Source organism: Streptosporangium sp. NPDC050855 (assembly GCF_044456585.1).
In the GTDB taxonomy this organism is placed as follows: Bacteria; Actinomycetota; Actinomycetes; order Streptosporangiales; family Streptosporangiaceae; genus Streptosporangium; species Streptosporangium longisporum.
This window is the reverse complement of sequence record NZ_JBITFY010000030.1, coordinates 13192-29060: the sequence shown is the minus strand read 5'-3', so window position 1 is coordinate 29060 and position 15869 is coordinate 13192. Positions and strand designations below refer to the sequence as shown.

Sequence of the window (15869 nt, the reverse complement as noted above, 5' to 3'; positions counted from 1 at the left end):
GCACAATTCAGGAACCACGTCGGACACTGCGTACTAGTACACAAGTTAGATGCGTACTATGACACCGTCAAGGCCTTCGAGGTCGCCTACGCAATTCGCCCGTTCACGAGGAGCCTCGATTCGGCGGGTTCCGGTGTATTAGTACACTGTCGTCTGATCGCGATGGTGTGAGGAGAAGCAGTTGGCACCGCAGGTTCACCGCTCTGACCCCCCGTACATGCAGGTGGTCAAGCACATCAGGGAGCAGATCGAGTCGGGAGCTCTCCACGACGGTGACACCGTGCCTTCCACACGGAAGATCGCCGAGGACTGGAAGATCTCATTGGCTACGGCGACCAAAGCATTGGCCACCTTGCGATCCGAAGGGCTGGTTCGCGGAGTGTCCGGGGTGGGCACCGTGGTCACCACCTCCGAGAGAGTGCACACTCCGACAGGCCGTGTTCTCTCGAACCGTCGCACCGGTCGGATCTATCCTCCCGACGAACATGCGCGCATCGAGGAGGCCGAACTTGTCTCAGCGTCTGAGCAAGTCGCCGACGCGCTCGGCCTCTCGGTCGGAGCTCCGGTGATCCGTCGGCGACGGGTGACCTACAAGGGCGAGACTCCGGTATCGGCGTCGATCTCCTGGTTCGACGGCGCGCTCGCCGAGATCGCCCCCAAGCTGCTGGAAACCGCGCGCATCCTTGAAGGCACCTTCGGCTACATCGAAGCCGCGACAGGTCGCCAGCTGAAGACGGTGCGGGATCAGGTCGCGGCCGACGAAGCAACCGGACAGGACGCCAACGACCTGCGGGTGCAGGTAGGTTCTCCGGTCTTGCGAGGGCGCAACTGGATCTATGACACGGATGGCGGTGTCGTGGAGTACGGAGAGTACGTCTCGGCTACTCGCCGCTGGAAGTCCTACGACTACGAGATCAACTAGGGAGATCACGTGAAACTGCTGCATTCAGGCAAGGTGCGGGATGTCTACCTGGACGGCGAGGACCTGATCCTGGTCGCGTCCGACCGGGTGTCGGTGTACGACGTCGTGTTGCCGACCCCCGTTCCTGACAAGGGGAAGGTTCTCACGCAGTTGTCGCTGTGGTGGTTCGACCAGCTCGCGACGCTGGTCCCCAATCATGTGATCTCCGCGACCGACGTCCCAGAGGAATGGGCCGGCCGGGCCATCAGATGCCGTCGATTGAAGATGATGCCCGTGGAGTTCATAGCTCGCGGATACCTCGCCGGGCTGGGTCTCAAGGAGTACGAGAAGCAGGGCACAGTGTCAGGTATCGCCCTGCCTCCTGGCCTCGTCGAGGGATCTCGGTTGCCTGAGCCGATTTTCACTCCCACCACGAAGGCCACCGTCGGACATGACGAGTTCATCACCTACGACGACGTGGTGACCGAGATCGGCGCTGAGACGGCCGCGGCCCTCCGAGACCTCACGTTGAAGGTGTACACCCACGGCGCCACCGTGGCCGCGGAGCGAGGGGTCATCATCGCCGACACCAAGCTGGAGTTCGGGCAGGCTCCCGATGGCACGCTCGTACTCGGTGACGAGGTACTGACCTCCGACTCCTCCCGCTTCTGGCCCGCCGACTCATGGGAGCCCGGCCGCCCCCAGCACGCGCTCGACAAGCAATTCGTCCGCGACTGGTCGAGCACCTTGGACTGGGACCGCACGCCGCCGGGACCGGCCATCCCAGACGAGATCGTGCAAGCGACGCGAGCTCGCTACATCGACGTCTACGAACGCATCACCGGTCGAATTTGGGAGTGAAAGCTCATGCCTGAGTATTACGACCCCGCCCAACTGGTCAGCGAGGTACAGGAACTCCTGTACGCCCGAGGTCTCAATCCGGCAGTGGCTCCCGGCCGGGCCGGAATGGCTCAGGGAGGTGCCGGGATGTTGCTACGCGCTCTCGGCATCACCCCCGGGATGGACATGGTGGACGCCCTGGCCCGATCGGTGGACAAGCCATGGAGTGACACGGACTGAGAAACGATCATGAGATGAAAGCCCTGGCCAGACGGCTGGGGCTTTTGTCTTCGAGGGCCTGTTGCTCCTCGACGGAAGACCGTACGGACACGAAAATCCCGACATCACACGTCCGTGAGCGGTGATTACGGCGTAATCACCTGATCATCTGAGAGAGTTGCTCCGCCATCCGAAGTACCAGTGCAGTCGCTGGGAAGCACACGGAACAGGAGCCTCATGGCAAAGGTACATGTCGTCCTCAATCAGAAGGGCGGCGTCGGCAAGTCCACAACGACGATGAACCTCGCCGCCGTCACAGCCGACGCGTCTGGCGAGCAGGAAGCCACTGTCGTCGTCTCGATCGACCCACAGGGATCCGCCGTTTGGTGGTCCAACCGGGTCGTGGAAGCAGCCGAGGAACTCGCCAAGACCGACCCGGAGAAGGCCGCCGCCCGGGCATTGCCCTTCGACTTCGTTCAAGCCAGTGCCGATGACATCGAAGATCTTTCGAACCTCCGCGACCTCCCGGGCGTTAAGCACGTCTGGGTGGACACCCCCGGTTGGATTCCCACCCTCGACGAGGACGCCGACGACCCGTTCGACGGTTCGAGCTTCGCTGAGGCCCTGCGCCGGGTCCTGGCGTGTGCCGACGACGTGCTCATCCCGATAGAGCCCGAGTCGCTGGCGTTCGAGCCGACGTTCAACACCGTCGAGAAGGTCGTGAAGCCCCGCGGCATCCCGTACCTGGTGGTGGCTAACAATTGGGATCCACGCGACGGCCGCGCCGATTTGGACGAGACGCTGGAGTTCGTGCGTGGCCAAGGGTGGCCACTCGCCCGTACGGTCGTTCGGCACTACAAGGTGCACACCCGCGCTCCGGCCGAGGGCCTGGTCGTCACCCAGTACCCGAAGAACCGAGTGGCGATGGAAGCCCGCGAGGACTTCTACAAGCTAGCGCTGGAGCACGAGCGGATGCGGAACGGAAACGGCTGATGGCAGGACAACGCACGAGCCTGGCGAGCTTGAGGGTCGGCAAGGCCGCTCTATCTGAACCCGCCAGTGCCCCGAAGTGGCCGGACACGGTCAAGCTCGAAGATCTGGCTGACAACCCGGATAACCCTCGGGAGGAGCTGCGAGACCTGGAAGGCCTGGCGGCGACCATCAAGGAGCGTGGCATCCTGCAGCGGCTCGTGGTTGTTCCACGGGCCACGTGGCTCAGCACACATCCGCATCACGCCGAGAAAATCGGTGATGCGCCGTTCGTCATTCTCATCGGCCATCGGCGGCGTCATGCGGCTGAGCTCGCCGGGCTGGACGAGGTCAGAGTCGAGGTCAGGGAATCCGCTTCCGGCAGTCGCACCGACGCTCTGATCGAGAACATCCAGCGATCCGACCTGGACCCGCTGGAGGAGGCGAACGGCATCCGGGACCTCATGGAAGAGGAAGGTCTCTCTCAGCGTGGCGTCGCCGAACTGCTCGGCAAGTCACAGGGCTGGGTATCGCAGCGGCTCGTCCTGCTCAAGCTCATCCCGGAGTTGCAGCAGGCGATCACCAACGGAACCCTGAAGATTGAGGACGCACGAGAGATCGGGAAACTGCCACCGCAGGAACAATCTCTGCCCGTGGTGCCGGCACCCGCTTCGGAACTCGACCCCGTACGGCCTGTCCGGGGTGTGCACGGTCCTGCGGGCGTGCCAGGCGACCACGCTCCTTCACCGCGGGCGGGGAACGGCACGAAGGCGTCGAAGGGAGGCAGTGATTACGGCGTAATCACCCTCGGACCACCAGCGGCGATCGCAGCGGCGCTTCGCGAGCGGTTGACGCTGGAGGACTTGGAGACGCTCGTGGAGTTGCTGTCGGCGACGACAGCCCGCTGATTACGCCGTAATCACTCACAGGGCAGGAGCCTGAAGGTTCCTGCCCTGTGAGTGAGGCCGTGATCAGCGTGGCCGACCTGAACTGAGCAGAAGTCGGCGGGTGGTGCGGGTCGGGACCGACCCACGGGCGCAGGGAGCACACGACCTCATCCTGGCCTGAGTCCGCACCGCGGGAACCATCTCCGCAGGCGCGGGCAGCACGCGTCCAGTAGCCGCGACCACACGTCGGGCCCGGGATCATCCCCGCGGGGGCAGAACGTGCCGCGTCACGCCCGGGGCCGGGCTGGGACGCCTGCGGCCCCGAATGATGTCCGAATGAGGATCACCCCTCGCGCGACCCGCGTCGAAAGCCGATGATGAACGGGTGTCCCCTCCCTCCGCCGCCTCGCGTGCTCGTGACACGACCACCCCGGCCGCCCCCTTCGCCTGGAGGCCCGTCGGCGCGGTCGCACTGACCACGCTCGCCGTACTGCTGGTGGCGAGCCCACGCTACGGCTACCACCGGGACGAGTTGTACTTCCGGATGCTGGGCGAGCAGCCCGCCCTCGGATACTTCGACACCCCGCCGCTGACCCCGCTGATCGCGCGGGCGTCGATCGCCGTGTTCGGCGACACGGTGGTCGCCCTGCGGGTCGTTCCCGCCCTGGCCGCGTCGCTCGTCGTCGTCCTGGTCGCCCTCCTGGCACGAGAGCTCGGCGGCGACCGGCGAGCGCAGCTCGTCGCCGCGGCGGGAATCGCCACCACGGGCGTGCTCCTGATCGGCGGGCACTCCCTGCTGACCCTGGGAATCGACCTTCCGCTCTGGGTCGCGGCGGCGCTGTTCGCCGTGCGGGCGCTGCGGGGCGACGGCCGCTGGTGGCTCGCGCTGGGCACCGTCGCGGGAGTGGCGACGTACAACCGGCAACTGATCGTGCTGTTCCTGGTCAGCCTGGGCGCGGGCGTGCTGGCGGCGGGACCGCGCGACGCGCTGCGGGACCGCAGGCTCTGGCTCGGCGCGCTGCTGGCCCTCGTGATCGCCGCACCCAACCTGGTCTACCAGGCGACCCACGGCTGGCCGCAGCTGGTGATGGCCGGGGCACTGGACGCGGACGAGGGCACCGACAACCGCCTCGCCTTCATACCGCTGCAGATCCTGCTGCTCGGCCCGCCCCAGGCGGTCGTCCAAGTGGTCGGTGCCGTACGGCTGTGGCGAGAGCCCCGCCTGCGCTGTCTCGCCCTAGCCTATCCGCTGGCCTGCGCGCTGACGCTCTACTCCGGCGGGCGCCCCGACTACATGGCGGGCCTGCTCGTGCTGCTCTTCGCCGCGGGATGCGGCCCGGTCACCCGGTGGATGTCGGGTACGGGACGGCGCGCGCTGGTCGTCGGTGCCCTGGCGGTCAACGGGGTCGGCTCCGTCGTCCTCGCGCTGCCGGTGATCCCTCCCTCGGCCCTGGAGGGCACCCCGGTCACCGCGGTCAACGAGGTGGCGCGCGAGTCGGTCGGATGGCCGGAGTTCGCCACACGGGTCGCGGCGGTGGTCGGCGGGCTGACGCCCCAGGAGCGCGCGCGGACCGTACTCCTCACCGAAAACTACGGCGAGGCCGGGGCACTGGACCGCTACGCCGGGGAACACGGTCTGCCCGAGGTGCACAGCGGGCACAACGAGCTCTACTGGCGTGGCCCGCCCTCGCCGTCCGCCCGGATCGCCGTGGTGGTGACCGACTCCCCTGGCGTTTACGCCCGCGCGTTCGCCTCCTGCGAGGAACGCGGCAGGATCGACAACGGCGTCGGCCTGTCCAACGACGAGCAGCACCTGCCCATCCTCGTGTGCCGCGACCCGCTGCGGCCGTGGCAGCAGTTTTGGCCCCGGATGCGGCACAACAACTGATATCGCGCCACCCGCGAGGCCGGTGCTCCGGCCGGTGACCGTTTTCCGGCGGCACCCGTTCCGAGCCCAATCGCCGGCAGCTCCGTTCGCCGGCTGCTCCGCCTTCCGATGGAGCGTGAAGTTCGTGTCCCCGGGGCAGACGCGGAGCCCGGGTTCACCGCTCGGCGAAGGTGAGCCCGCGTTCGGCGAGGGCCTCGCGCAGGAGGCGGACGGCCCTGGGACCCACGCCGTGCAGCCGCAGGAGCTCCTTCTCGGTCGTGGAGGCTAGCTGGGCGAGCGTCGTGTAACCGGCGGCGGCCAGGGCCTTGCCAGCGGGACGTCCGATATTGGCGGGAATGTCGCCGGGGATGTAGTCCTGGTCGCGGGTCGTCATGATGCCTCCCTAAGATCGATGTGTCTGGAGTGAGGCGCTCTGGATGCCCAGGGCGACGGGGCGTGACGCCAGATGGTAGATCGCCCGCTGCGCGCAGCCCGATCCAGTCGGGCTCCGCGGGCTCCGAGGGCTCCTATGCGGGATTCGACATCGACGTGGCCACCTATGTCGCCGCGGCTCTCGGTGTGCCGGAGACCGGCCTCACCTTCGTACCGGTCTCCGCGACCACCCGGGAGAAGGCCCTCGTGGACGGATCCGTTGACCTCGTCCCCGCCGCCTACCCGATCACCGAGACCACCGAACGGTCCGTCACGTTCGCTGGGCCCTACATCACCACCCACACCGACCTGCTCGTCCGTTCGACGTCGAAAGACGTCAAGGCCGTCGCCGACCTCGAAGGCCGGAAAGTGTGCGTCACCGACCCCGCCCTGATGGCTGTCTCCGACGGGCCGGCCTGGTCGAAGGCCGACTCGGCGAGCGACTGCCTCACCCAGGCGCTGGACGGCAAGACCGACACCTTCGCGGCCAACGAGTCGGAGCCGGCGGGATATGCCGGCCAGAACCCCGGCAAGCTCCGGCTGCTCGGCGCGGCGCTCGCGCCCGTCAGTTTCGGGATCGCCCTGCCTCGAAACGACGTCGGCGCGCCGCGTGTCACCGCCATCGTCAAGAACATGATCGCGGACGGCACCTGGGCGAAATCACTCGCTCGGAACCTGCCGCAACTCACCAGAACCGGCCCGCCGCCCCTGCCTGACAGCCGGGCCACCTGGACGACCACCTGATGTACCCCGGCTTTCGTGGAGTCGCTTTGATCGGCCACATGCCTCCGCCCCTTCGAGAGGTCGGCATGTCGAAGAGATGTCTCCCCTGAGTTCCACCGCAAGGTCGGAGGCCCTGCTGAAGGCCGGCCGAACCGTGCGCATCCGCGGGGGGGTTTCAACGGGCTGCTCGAGACCTAGGCAGGGTCGCTTCGAAGGGGTGGCGGATGGGGTGTCGGGTGTTCTGTCAACGGTGCTCGATGATGTGCAGGATGTCGGCGGGTGTGCTGGGCTCTTGCTCTGCGTGTTCAACGGGATCAGTCTGATCCGGGCAGGAGAGATGGCTGATCTGCTCACCGTGCTCATCCAGGACGACCAGGAACGCCTCGACCATGGTGGGGTCGAAGATTGCGCCGGCGTGACGGCGTAACTCGGCCACTACCTTCTCGATGGGGAGCGCGGGGCGGTAGCAGCGAGCGGTCGTCATCGCGTCGAAGGCGTCGGCCACGGCGATGAGGCGAGCGATCTCGGGAATGTCGTGGCCGGCCAGGCCACGCAGGTAGCCACGGCCGTCGAAGCGCTCGTGGTGATACAAGATCCCATCGAGGGCATGGCCGAGGAGAGTCCTGGCGGCACTCGTCTCGCGAACGCCTCGCAGCAGCTGTGATGCGTGGCCGACGATGCTCACGCCGTGGGTGACGTGTGCCTGGATCATCTGAAACTCGTGTTCGGTCAGTGGCCCGGTCTTGTCCAGCACAGTGATGGGGACGGCGAGTTTGCCGATGTCGTGCAGCAATCCGCCCAGGCGAGCGGCCGCCAAGTGATCGCCCGACAGGCCGATCTGCCGGCCAAGGAGCGCCACCAGGTCGCCGATGCGCCGGCTGTGGTGAAGGGTGTAAGGGTCTTTGGCGCCCATCGCGGCCAACAGCACCTCGGCCAAATCCTCGATGCCGGCCTCGGTGTCGCCTGTGCTCTCGTGAGGCGGCACCGAGCGGTGCCATGGCCGCGTGGCGGTGGTGGCCTGCCGCCGGTAGGCGGCGTTGACGATGAGGCGCTCGGCCCGGATGCCGGCCACGGCCTGGTGAAGATCCGGCTCGAGGAAATCATCGAGCCGCCCGGACAACAGGTGGGCCAGCAGGGCGGTGGTGTTCTCGGCGCCGGCAGGGAGGGCTCGTAGCAAGAAGGTCTGAGCCGCTTGGGCATCTCCGTGATCCAGCGCGGTCAAGCCCTGGTCATAGGCCGACAGCTCCGCATCGACGGCTTCGGCCAGCTGGTCCAGACGCGCCGCCTCGCCCGGATCGGTGTCGGCGCGCTGCGCGGCGATGGTGAACCGAGCCCGGGCCGCCTCGTCGTCGCGGTCGTCTTCGCCGGTGCCGTCCGTGGCCAGGTGCCGGACCAGCTCATCGATGCTCATAGAAGATCTCCTTTCTGCCACGGCTGGTCGCCACCGGTGCGCTCGTCATGGTCTTTGAGTCGCCTGAGTGTCTTTCTGGCCGCGTTGAGCTGTGACTTGACGGTTCCTACGCTGACGCCCAGGATCTCGGCGGTCTGTACCTCCGACAGGTCGGCGATGAGACGTAGTCCGGCCACGTCGCGCTGCCGCTCGGGCAGCCGGCGAAACCAGTCGATCAGCATGTCGACCAACTCCACCCCGGCGGCGGCGTCAACGGGATCGGCCAGAGTCGCGAGGTAGTCCTCGTGGTCGTCGCGGTACCCGCCGCAGTGGTTACGGGCGGCATGCCGGTGCCACAGCCGGATCGCCACCTTGTACAGGTAGGCCTTGGGCTCGTCGTAGTAGGCGATGGTCGCCCAGCGTCTGCGCACGATCAGGAAAGCGTCCTGGACGATGTCGTCGCAGTCACTGTCGGCGCAGCCCTGAGCGAGCAGATAGCGGCGCAGCGGCCGGCGCTGTTGCAGAAAGAACGCCGACAGGCCTTCATCGACCGGGCACGCCTGGAGCGTCACAGGCCGGGCAGAAGGGCGGGCGGGTTGCGGCATCGGCGCGCTCACGAGGGCATATCCGCAACCGTCGGTGTCGTGCCGTCGTGGTGGTGCCAGGACGGGCACGCTGATCGTGCCTCGCCGGCACGGGCCAGACACACGACCTCCACGATCGTTTCCTGCTGGGCGTACACGGCAGCGGCTTTTCGTTCGCGCCTTCGCCTGACTTCCCGCACCACCTCCCCACCCATGACCACGAACGCGACCACAGCAGCCACCGTCTCAGAATCGATCACGACGACCAGCACACCGGTCACCTCCCTTCCTCAGCCTCTTTTCACCAGACGTTTCCTTAAAGGCGGCAAAGCCGCCAAAGGTTGGGGATTGGAGGTAATCAATGCTGCACCGCGTTGGTCCCGCAAGGGAGGACAGTGCCAGCGATGCCAGGCCGACCAGGTCTGCGCCCAGCAGCCCCAGCGACACGACCACCACAACGGTCACGGCGCGGCGGGTGCAGAAGCGGCCAGATAACGGCAGTTATCCCGCAACTACCTGAGATTCCTCGTGAGGTGGCTGGCCCCGTTGCATGTTCTTCTCCGGTGGCTTGTCACTCGTCGCTGTGGTTCGTTGGCCAGAATGGAAGCCCCCCTTCTGCGGAGATGTCATGCCACGAAGGCTTTCGTATGCGGACGCGGCCAAGCTGCTTGGAGGTGGTGCTCTGGTAGAAGCGCTCGATCGGCTGACCGGTGGTGTGCTGCTCGCGGCGACGGGTGGGGGAAGTGAACTCGCCCTCAGCTTGTTCGATGCCAAGGGAGAACTGGCCCGGCTGAGCCATGAGCTGGTGAACGGATTGAGTGACCGGCTGAGGGGGCTCAGCCGCTTCGATCGCACCGACCGCCTGACCGCCGCTCAAAAAGTGCTGGTGGTCACCGCGTACTTCGACGTCGTGCACCAGGTGGAGCTGCCGTTCAACGCCGCTCGGCTACGACTGGACACCTGTACACAGGTCGGGTTGGCGACCGGGGAAGTCCTTTCGTCGAGGCGGTCGGCTACTCTGACGGCCCTGCTCATCAAAGGTGACATCCCGGGACCTTCTGTCCGCGACCGACCCGGCACCATGGCCGAGGAACTGCACCGTTTCTACCGCCTGCTCGGTGAAGACCTCATCTCCTACCTGAGCGACCTGCCGGTGTGGGAATCCCTGCCCTCGCCCTCGCGCGAACGTTTCGCCCATGTCCTGGCCGAGACCGTTCCTGATGCAGCCACTCGCCGTTATGAGGAGCTCTTCAGGCGCCTGGCGGTGGACTTCCCCGAGGTGGCGTTCTGGACCGAGCGGCTGGATCACGAAGCGACCAGGCAGAAGGTGCGCGAACTCGCCGTCGGTTTGGAAGGGCTCGCGCAGGTGCTGGAGGACATCTCCAGTGGGCGCCTGCCCGATGAGCGCCGGCAAGGACTCGCACGCCGCTACCGCAAGCAGCTGGAGCGTCCCATCGTGATGACCGGTGACGCCCCTGATGGACTGGTCATTCCCACCTTGGGCGATGCCTACATCAACCCCGACTTCCGCGTCGCCCCCGTCGTCGTCTCCGACCAGCTGGATGAGGAGTCATGGTGGGAACACCATCCTCAGCGCGATGACCTGCAGAGTTTCCTGATCGGTCACCTGACCTCTCCCCACGCGACGCAGTGCCCGCTGATCGTGCTCGGCCAGCCAGGGTCGGGAAAGTCGGTGCTGACGAAGGTTTTGTCGGCGCGCCTGCCCGCCAACGACTTCATGGCGATCCGCGTCCTGTTACGCGAGGTACCCGCAGACACCGATCTGCAGTCCCAGATCGAGCATGCGATCCGGGATGCCACCGGTGAGAGCCTGTCGTGGCCCACGCTGGCCCGCTCGGCCGGAGACGCACTTGCGGTGATCTTGCTGGATGGGTTCGATGAGCTGCTCCAAGCGACCAACATCGGCCAGAGCGACTTCCTGGAACAGATCGCCCGGTTTCAGGAACGCGAGGCCGACCACGGGCGCCCCGTGGCCGTCATCGTCACCAGCCGTACCGCGGTGGCCGACCGGGCACGCATCCCGGCCGGCGGCGCCGTGGCCGTACGCCTTGAACCCTTCACCGGCGAGCAGATCAGCCGGTGGCTTGCGGTGTGGAACGCCGCCAACGCCTCCTACCTGGCCGAGCGCGACCTGATACCGCTATCGGCGCAGGTGGTCATGCATCAGCGTGATCTGGCCTCACAACCGCTCCTGCTGCTAATGCTCGCTCTGTATGACGCATCAGGCAACGCGCTGCAACAACACGGCGAAAATCTCGACCCCGCCGACCTCTACGACCGGATCCTGGTGCGTTTCGTCGAACGGGAGATCCGCAAAACCAGCCCCGCGACGCACGGCGAGCCACTACGCGAAGCCGTGGAAGAGGAGTTACTACGCCTGGCCGTGGCTGCCTTCGCCATGTTCAACCGCGGCCGCCAGTGGGCGACCGAGGAAGAACTCAACGCTGACCTCACCGCGCTGCTCGGCACCGCGCCCCAACGTCCCGTCATGAGTTTCGCCCTCCCCTCCACCCCGGCACAGATCGTCATCGGCCGATTCTTCTTCGTCCACCAGGCGCAGGCGATCCGTGACGACACCCGGGTCACCACGTGTGAGTTCCTGCACGCGACGTTCGGCGAGTTCCTGGTGGCCCGGCTTATCGCCCGGGAACTCACCGATCTGGTGGCGGTCACCGAGGTGGCAACAACCCGCCACCGGACAGCCGCCGAGGCGGGCTTCCTGCGTGCGCTGCTCTCCTTCTCCCCGCTGACCACGCGGGGACAGGTCATGGGTTTTCTCGCCACCCTGTGCCGGCGCTTCGGTCCTGCTCGCACTCAGGCGTTGCGAAGTCTTCTCCTGGCCTACTTCCATACCTCGATGCAGGCGGTCAAAGACGTCACACACGCCGACTACGAGCCGGAACGTCGCACCCCGCCGGCCCGACACGCCGTCTACTCGGCCAATCTGGTCCTGCTGGTCACGCTCGTGGGCGCTCCGGTCGCCAGCCGGGAACTCTTCCCGCGCTCCCGGTATCCGGCTTCGGAATGGCGTAACTGCGCTTTTCTCTGGCGATCACAGTTCAGCGGCGAAGGGTGGCGCAGCCTCGCGGAAGCCATGCGGCTGGAGCGGATCTGGCACGCCGGGGAGCGGGATGTGGTCCTCAGCATGGGGCCGTGGACAGCACCTGCGCTCGACCCGTTCTGGTCCCAGAGGATGCCTGAAGATCACCCTATGCGTCAGGGAGGATGGCGCCGCGTCATGACCAAAGACCTGCGCCGGGAAAGTTACTTCACCTGCGACCTGGCCGAAGACGCCGCCTGGCATGGCCTAGAGCCGTTCGCTGCCCTGTCACTGATCCCCGAATCCGACCTGGACCGCGGTGAGGCGATCACCGAGTTCTCTTCCCGGCCCGACGGGCGCGCCCGGTCGATGGCCCACGCTCTGGTGAGTCTCTGGCTCACCTCGGGCCAGAGCCACGTCGTGAACGAACTCATCAGCGTGTACGAAATCTGCCTGGAAGTCATCGAGTGCAGTCATGCCCATGAGGACATCACCAGCAAAAACGCCTACTTTGCCATCGTGTTGCGCCAACTCGCCGCAGACGCCGAGAGGATTCCCGCCCTCGACCGGGCGAACATGCTGCCCTGGTTCGAGCGAACCGTCCTCACGGCCGATTTCCAGCAGCGCCACCCCCAAATCCAACGTTGGGCACGGCAGGCGTTCGGCGATATCGAAACCTGATACCTCTGGGAACGACAGTGGCTAGGTCAACAAGCTACCCGCCCACCGGCCCACCTCTTTGCCGGTTCGATGCTGAAGAATCCAGATATACGCCAAATACCGGACCGGCACACGAGTCATCGTCGAGCCGTGCTGGTCATATCCGACGCGATCGCCTACACCGACGACCAGCATCTCCTGGTCGACGGCCGACCACGTTGTCCCGGACCGCTACCCACTGCAGTTGAGTGGTGAGGGTGGTCAGATGCCGGTGCTGACCATGGTCGGCCACGAGGAAGGGCTCCGACGCTTCGAGTGGGAGTGAGAGTGGGCATAGCGTCCGTTCTGGCCGGGAATCGGTAACAGGTCAGCAATTGCGCTTGGCTCTTCGCCCGTCGGCGTCAAGCTGGAAGACGTGCCGTCCTATTCATCGTCGCCAAGTCCTGAGAACGCACCTCAGCCTCTGGGCCGCTCCCGCACCCGTGGCGCCGTGACCGTTGTGGCGGTGGTCGTGTCGCTGGGATTGTTGGGCGCGGGGCTGGTCGGGTTCTTCACCGACCCGCTGGACCTGCCGAACGAGGTGCTGGCGGTGCTGGACCAACGCGCCAGCGTGATCAGCATGTTCACCGGCTTGGCCGGTCTGCTCATCGCCGGCACCGCCCTGGTACTGCAGCTTCGCTCTTCCTCGTCTATGGGCGAGGCACCGCCTGCGGAGACCGGTGGCGAGAATCACGTCGACCTGTCCGGCGGGACTTTCCACGGCCCGGTTACCGGCATGACCACCACCCAGGTGAAAGCCGACGGGACCAGCGCGGCCACGATCGGCCGCGACAACTCCGGCGTCATCGTCACCGGCGCGAACTCCTCGATCACCCTGAACACCTCATCGGCTGGGGCAGCTACAGCCGGGCTGGCGTTGCCACCGGTGGCACAGGTGCCGGTCAATGGCCTGATCGGTTTGCCGCGGCGGGCTTCGGCGGTGTTCGTCGGCCGCGAGGACCACCTGCGAACCCTGGCCCAGGTACTTGGTCAGGGGCCGGGGGTGATCGCTCAGGCCGTGGTTGGGCTGGGTGGCATCGGCAAGAGTGAGCTGGCCCTGCACCACGCCACCAGCCGCCGCCACGACTACGACCTGATCTGGTGGATCGACGCCGACGGCGCCGACGCCGCCCAGGCGGGCCTGGCTGGGCTGTGCCGGGCGTTGTGCGCGAGCGTGTCCTCGGCGGCCGCCGCCCACGCCACGGTGTGTGAGGCCGAGGCGTGGGCGCTGGCCTGGCTCAGTGCCCACCGACGGTGGCTGCTGGTCTTCGACAACGCCGACGACCCCGCCCACGTGCAGCCGTATCTGGGGCGGTTGCACACCGGCCATGTGCTCATCACCAGCCGCCGCAGCACCGACTGGAGCGACGTGGGCACCGTGGTGCGCCTGGGCGTACTGGAGCAGACCGCGGCGGTGACGCTGTTGCGCGAGTTGATCGGCGAGGCCACCGCCTGGGACCAAGCCCTGGCCGAAGAGCTCGCCGCCGAGCTGGACGGGCTGCCGCTGGCACTGCGTCACGCCGGCGCCTACATCGCCACCGTGCCCGGCATGAACCTGGCCCGTTACCTGCGCCTGCTGCGCACCACCCCCGCCCCGGACACCGGCCGACCGGGTTTGCTGGAGGAGGTGGTGGGCCGCTCCCTGGCGATCACCACCGACCGCATCAGTCAGACCGACCCGCTGGCGATCAATATCCTGCGTCTGCTGGCCTGTTACGCCCCTGAGCTCCTGCCATGCCAGGTGCTGTACGGCATGTGCGACACCGGCAACGCCGGTGAGACAGAGGTGGCCGAGGCGCTGCGGGTGCTGGCCTCCTACAGCGTGATCGGCCGCTCGGCCGACGGCACCGCGGTCAGCGTGCACCGCCTGGTCCAAGCCGCCACCCTAGCCACCCTGACCACCGACGAACACGAAAGCACACAGCGCCATGCAGCCGCCCTATTGCAGGCCGCCTTACCGGACGACGCCAAAGCGCTGGCGAACCGAGCGGTGTATACCGAACTGCTGCCACACGCCCGCGCTGCCCTCGCCCCTGGTTCAGTCGCCATGGGCAAAGTCATCATCTACCTGGATGCTGTCGGCGACTGGCGCACCGCCCACGCCCTGCAACATCAACGCTTAACCGCGATAAGCGATCAACTAGGCCTCGAGCATCCCCACACCCTAACCGCCCGACACAACCTCGCCTCCTGGACAGGAAGGACCGGGGACGCGGTGGGAGCACGAGAGATGCTCACCCAGCTGCTTCCGGTAGTTGAGCGTGTGCTGGGAGCCGAGCATCCCGACACACTGACCACCCGGCACAATCTCGCCCGCTGGACGGGACGGGCGGGGGATGTGATGGCGGCGCGGGAGATGTTGGCGCAGCTACTTCCAGCGCGTGAGCGGGTGCTGGGGGCAGAGCATCCCGACACACTGGCCACCCGCCACAACCTCGCCTCCTGGACAGGACGGGCTGGCGATGCGGTGAAAGCGCGGGAGATGTTCGCTCAGCTGCTCCCCGTGCGTGAACGAGTGCTGGGGGCAGAGCACCCCGACACACTGACCAACCGAAACAACCTCGCCTCCTGGACAGGACGGGCTGGCGATGCAGTGAAAGCGCGGGAGATGTTGACGCAGCTGCTCCCGGTGCGCGAGCGAGTACTAGGAGTCGAGCACCCTAGCACGCTAGCTACCCGGCACAATCTCGCCCGCTGGACAGGACAGGCGGGAGATACAGCGAAGGCGCGGGAGATGTTGACGCAACTGCTCCCGGTGCGCGAGCGAGTATTAGGAGCCAAGCACTCCGACACGCTGACCAACCGAAACGACCTTGCCTCCTGGACAGGACAGGCGGGGGACGTGGTGGGAGCGCGGGAGATGTTGGCGCAACTACTTCCAGTGGCCGAACGGGCACTGGGCGGTAAGCATCCCGGCACGCTGGCTACTCGGCACAACCTCGCTCGCTGGACGGGAGAGATTGGAAATGTAATAGAGGCACGGGAGATGTTGGCACAGCTACTTCCGATGCGTGAGCGGGTACTAGGAGCTGAGCACCCCAGCACCCTGGCCACTCGGCATGAGCTTGCCCACTGGACAGGGGAGGCAGGAGATGCGGTGGAGGCACGGGAGATGTTGATGCAGCTGCTCCCGGTGCGCGAGCGGGTACAAGGAGCTGAACACCCCAACACACTGAGAACCCGGAGCGACCTCGCCAACTGGATCAAGAAGGCTCCACAAGAGCCGTGAAGGGAAGATCCGCCTGCTGGACGTGGCGACCTGTCAGATCAGTAGGCCCAGCCACGCGAGCGTCGGCG

Annotated in this window: 12 protein-coding genes; 8 read left to right on the top strand and 4 right to left on the bottom strand. The window is 66.5% G+C overall.

Features of this window, described 5'->3' with window-relative positions:
- Positions 1-217 precede the first annotated feature (217 nt).
- From ACIBCT_RS37370 to ACIBCT_RS37350, 5 genes are all read left to right on the top strand, one after another.
- The gene (locus ACIBCT_RS37370) at positions 218-922 is read left to right on the top strand and encodes a GntR family transcriptional regulator (protein ID WP_399196739.1); all 705 of its coding nucleotides are present in this window, start codon (positions 218-220) and stop codon (positions 920-922) included.
- 9 nt (positions 923-931) lie between these two features.
- Positions 932-1762 (top strand): phosphoribosylaminoimidazolesuccinocarboxamide synthase, encoded by an 831-nt coding sequence (locus ACIBCT_RS37365; protein ID WP_399196738.1) that lies wholly within the window; start codon positions 932-934, stop codon positions 1760-1762.
- Between the two features lie 435 nt (positions 1763-2197).
- Positions 2198-2953, top strand: a complete 756-nt coding sequence (locus tag ACIBCT_RS37360) for a ParA family protein (RefSeq protein WP_386246240.1) — start codon at positions 2198-2200, stop codon at positions 2951-2953.
- Positions 2953-3837, top strand: coding sequence for a ParB/RepB/Spo0J family partition protein (locus ACIBCT_RS37355; RefSeq protein WP_399196737.1), 885 nt, complete (start codon positions 2953-2955; stop codon positions 3835-3837). The genes ACIBCT_RS37360 and ACIBCT_RS37355 overlap by 1 nt, the downstream gene beginning before the upstream one ends.
- A 364-nt stretch (positions 3838-4201) precedes the next feature.
- Positions 4202-5704: a glycosyltransferase family 39 protein gene (locus ACIBCT_RS37350; protein ID WP_399196736.1), complete on the top strand. Its 1503-nt coding sequence runs from the start codon at positions 4202-4204 to the stop codon at positions 5702-5704.
- Positions 5705-5858: 154 nt separating this feature from the next.
- Here ACIBCT_RS37350 and ACIBCT_RS37345 read toward each other — a convergent pair whose 3' ends face one another.
- Positions 5859-6077, bottom strand: a complete 219-nt coding sequence (locus ACIBCT_RS37345) for a helix-hairpin-helix domain-containing protein (protein WP_399196735.1) — start codon at positions 6075-6077, stop codon at positions 5859-5861.
- A 62-nt stretch (positions 6078-6139) separates the two neighbouring features.
- On the opposite strand from ACIBCT_RS37345, the gene ACIBCT_RS37340 reads away from it, so the two are divergent.
- Positions 6140-6859, top strand: a complete 720-nt coding sequence (locus ACIBCT_RS37340; RefSeq protein WP_399196734.1) for a transporter substrate-binding domain-containing protein — start codon at positions 6140-6142, stop codon at positions 6857-6859.
- 223 nt (positions 6860-7082) lie between these two features.
- Here the strand turns inward: ACIBCT_RS37340 and ACIBCT_RS37335 are convergent, their stop codons facing one another.
- From ACIBCT_RS37335 to ACIBCT_RS37325, 3 genes are read right to left on the bottom strand one after another with little or no spacing between them, the layout of a single operon-like run.
- A complete protein-coding gene (locus ACIBCT_RS37335; protein ID WP_399196733.1) occupies positions 7083-8249 on the bottom strand; it encodes an HD-GYP domain-containing protein in 1167 nt (388 codons plus the stop codon).
- On the bottom strand, positions 8246-8845 hold the full coding sequence (locus ACIBCT_RS37330; RefSeq protein WP_399196732.1) for an RNA polymerase sigma factor: 600 nt from the start codon (positions 8843-8845) through the stop codon (positions 8246-8248). Before ACIBCT_RS37330 ends, ACIBCT_RS37335 begins: the two co-directional genes overlap by 4 nt.
- On the bottom strand, positions 8842-9093 hold the full coding sequence (locus ACIBCT_RS37325) for a hypothetical protein (RefSeq protein WP_399196731.1): 252 nt from the start codon (positions 9091-9093) through the stop codon (positions 8842-8844). Before ACIBCT_RS37325 ends, ACIBCT_RS37330 begins: the two co-directional genes overlap by 4 nt.
- Positions 9094-9440: 347 nt before the next feature.
- Between ACIBCT_RS37325 and ACIBCT_RS37320 the strand changes: the two genes are divergently transcribed.
- Both ACIBCT_RS37320 and ACIBCT_RS37315 read left to right on the top strand, forming a co-directional pair.
- The gene (locus ACIBCT_RS37320) at positions 9441-12554 is read left to right on the top strand and encodes an NACHT domain-containing protein (RefSeq protein ID WP_399196730.1); all 3114 of its coding nucleotides are present in this window, start codon (positions 9441-9443) and stop codon (positions 12552-12554) included.
- Between the two features lie 469 nt (positions 12555-13023).
- A complete protein-coding gene (locus tag ACIBCT_RS37315; RefSeq protein WP_399196729.1) occupies positions 13024-15801 on the top strand; it encodes a tetratricopeptide repeat protein in 2778 nt (925 codons plus the stop codon).
- Positions 15802-15869: the final 68 nt, after the last annotated feature.

What these genes read in the sequence shown, in the direction of transcription:
- ACIBCT_RS37345 (WP_399196735.1), bottom strand. Translation starts at nt 6,077, where the DNA reads ATGACGACCCGCGACCAGGACTACATCCCCGGCGACATTCCCGCCAAT.
- ACIBCT_RS37370 (WP_399196739.1), top strand. Translation starts at nt 218, where the DNA reads ATGCAGGTGGTCAAGCACATCAGGGAGCAGATCGAGTCGGGAGCTCTC.
- ACIBCT_RS37320 (WP_399196730.1), top strand. Translation starts at nt 9,441, where the DNA reads ATGCCACGAAGGCTTTCGTATGCGGACGCGGCCAAGCTGCTTGGAGGT.
- ACIBCT_RS37335 (WP_399196733.1), bottom strand. Translation starts at nt 8,249, where the DNA reads ATGAGCATCGATGAGCTGGTCCGGCACCTGGCCACGGACGGCACCGGC.
- ACIBCT_RS37355 (WP_399196737.1), top strand. Translation starts at nt 2,953, where the DNA reads ATGGCAGGACAACGCACGAGCCTGGCGAGCTTGAGGGTCGGCAAGGCC.
- ACIBCT_RS37360 (WP_386246240.1), top strand. Translation starts at nt 2,198, where the DNA reads ATGGCAAAGGTACATGTCGTCCTCAATCAGAAGGGCGGCGTCGGCAAG.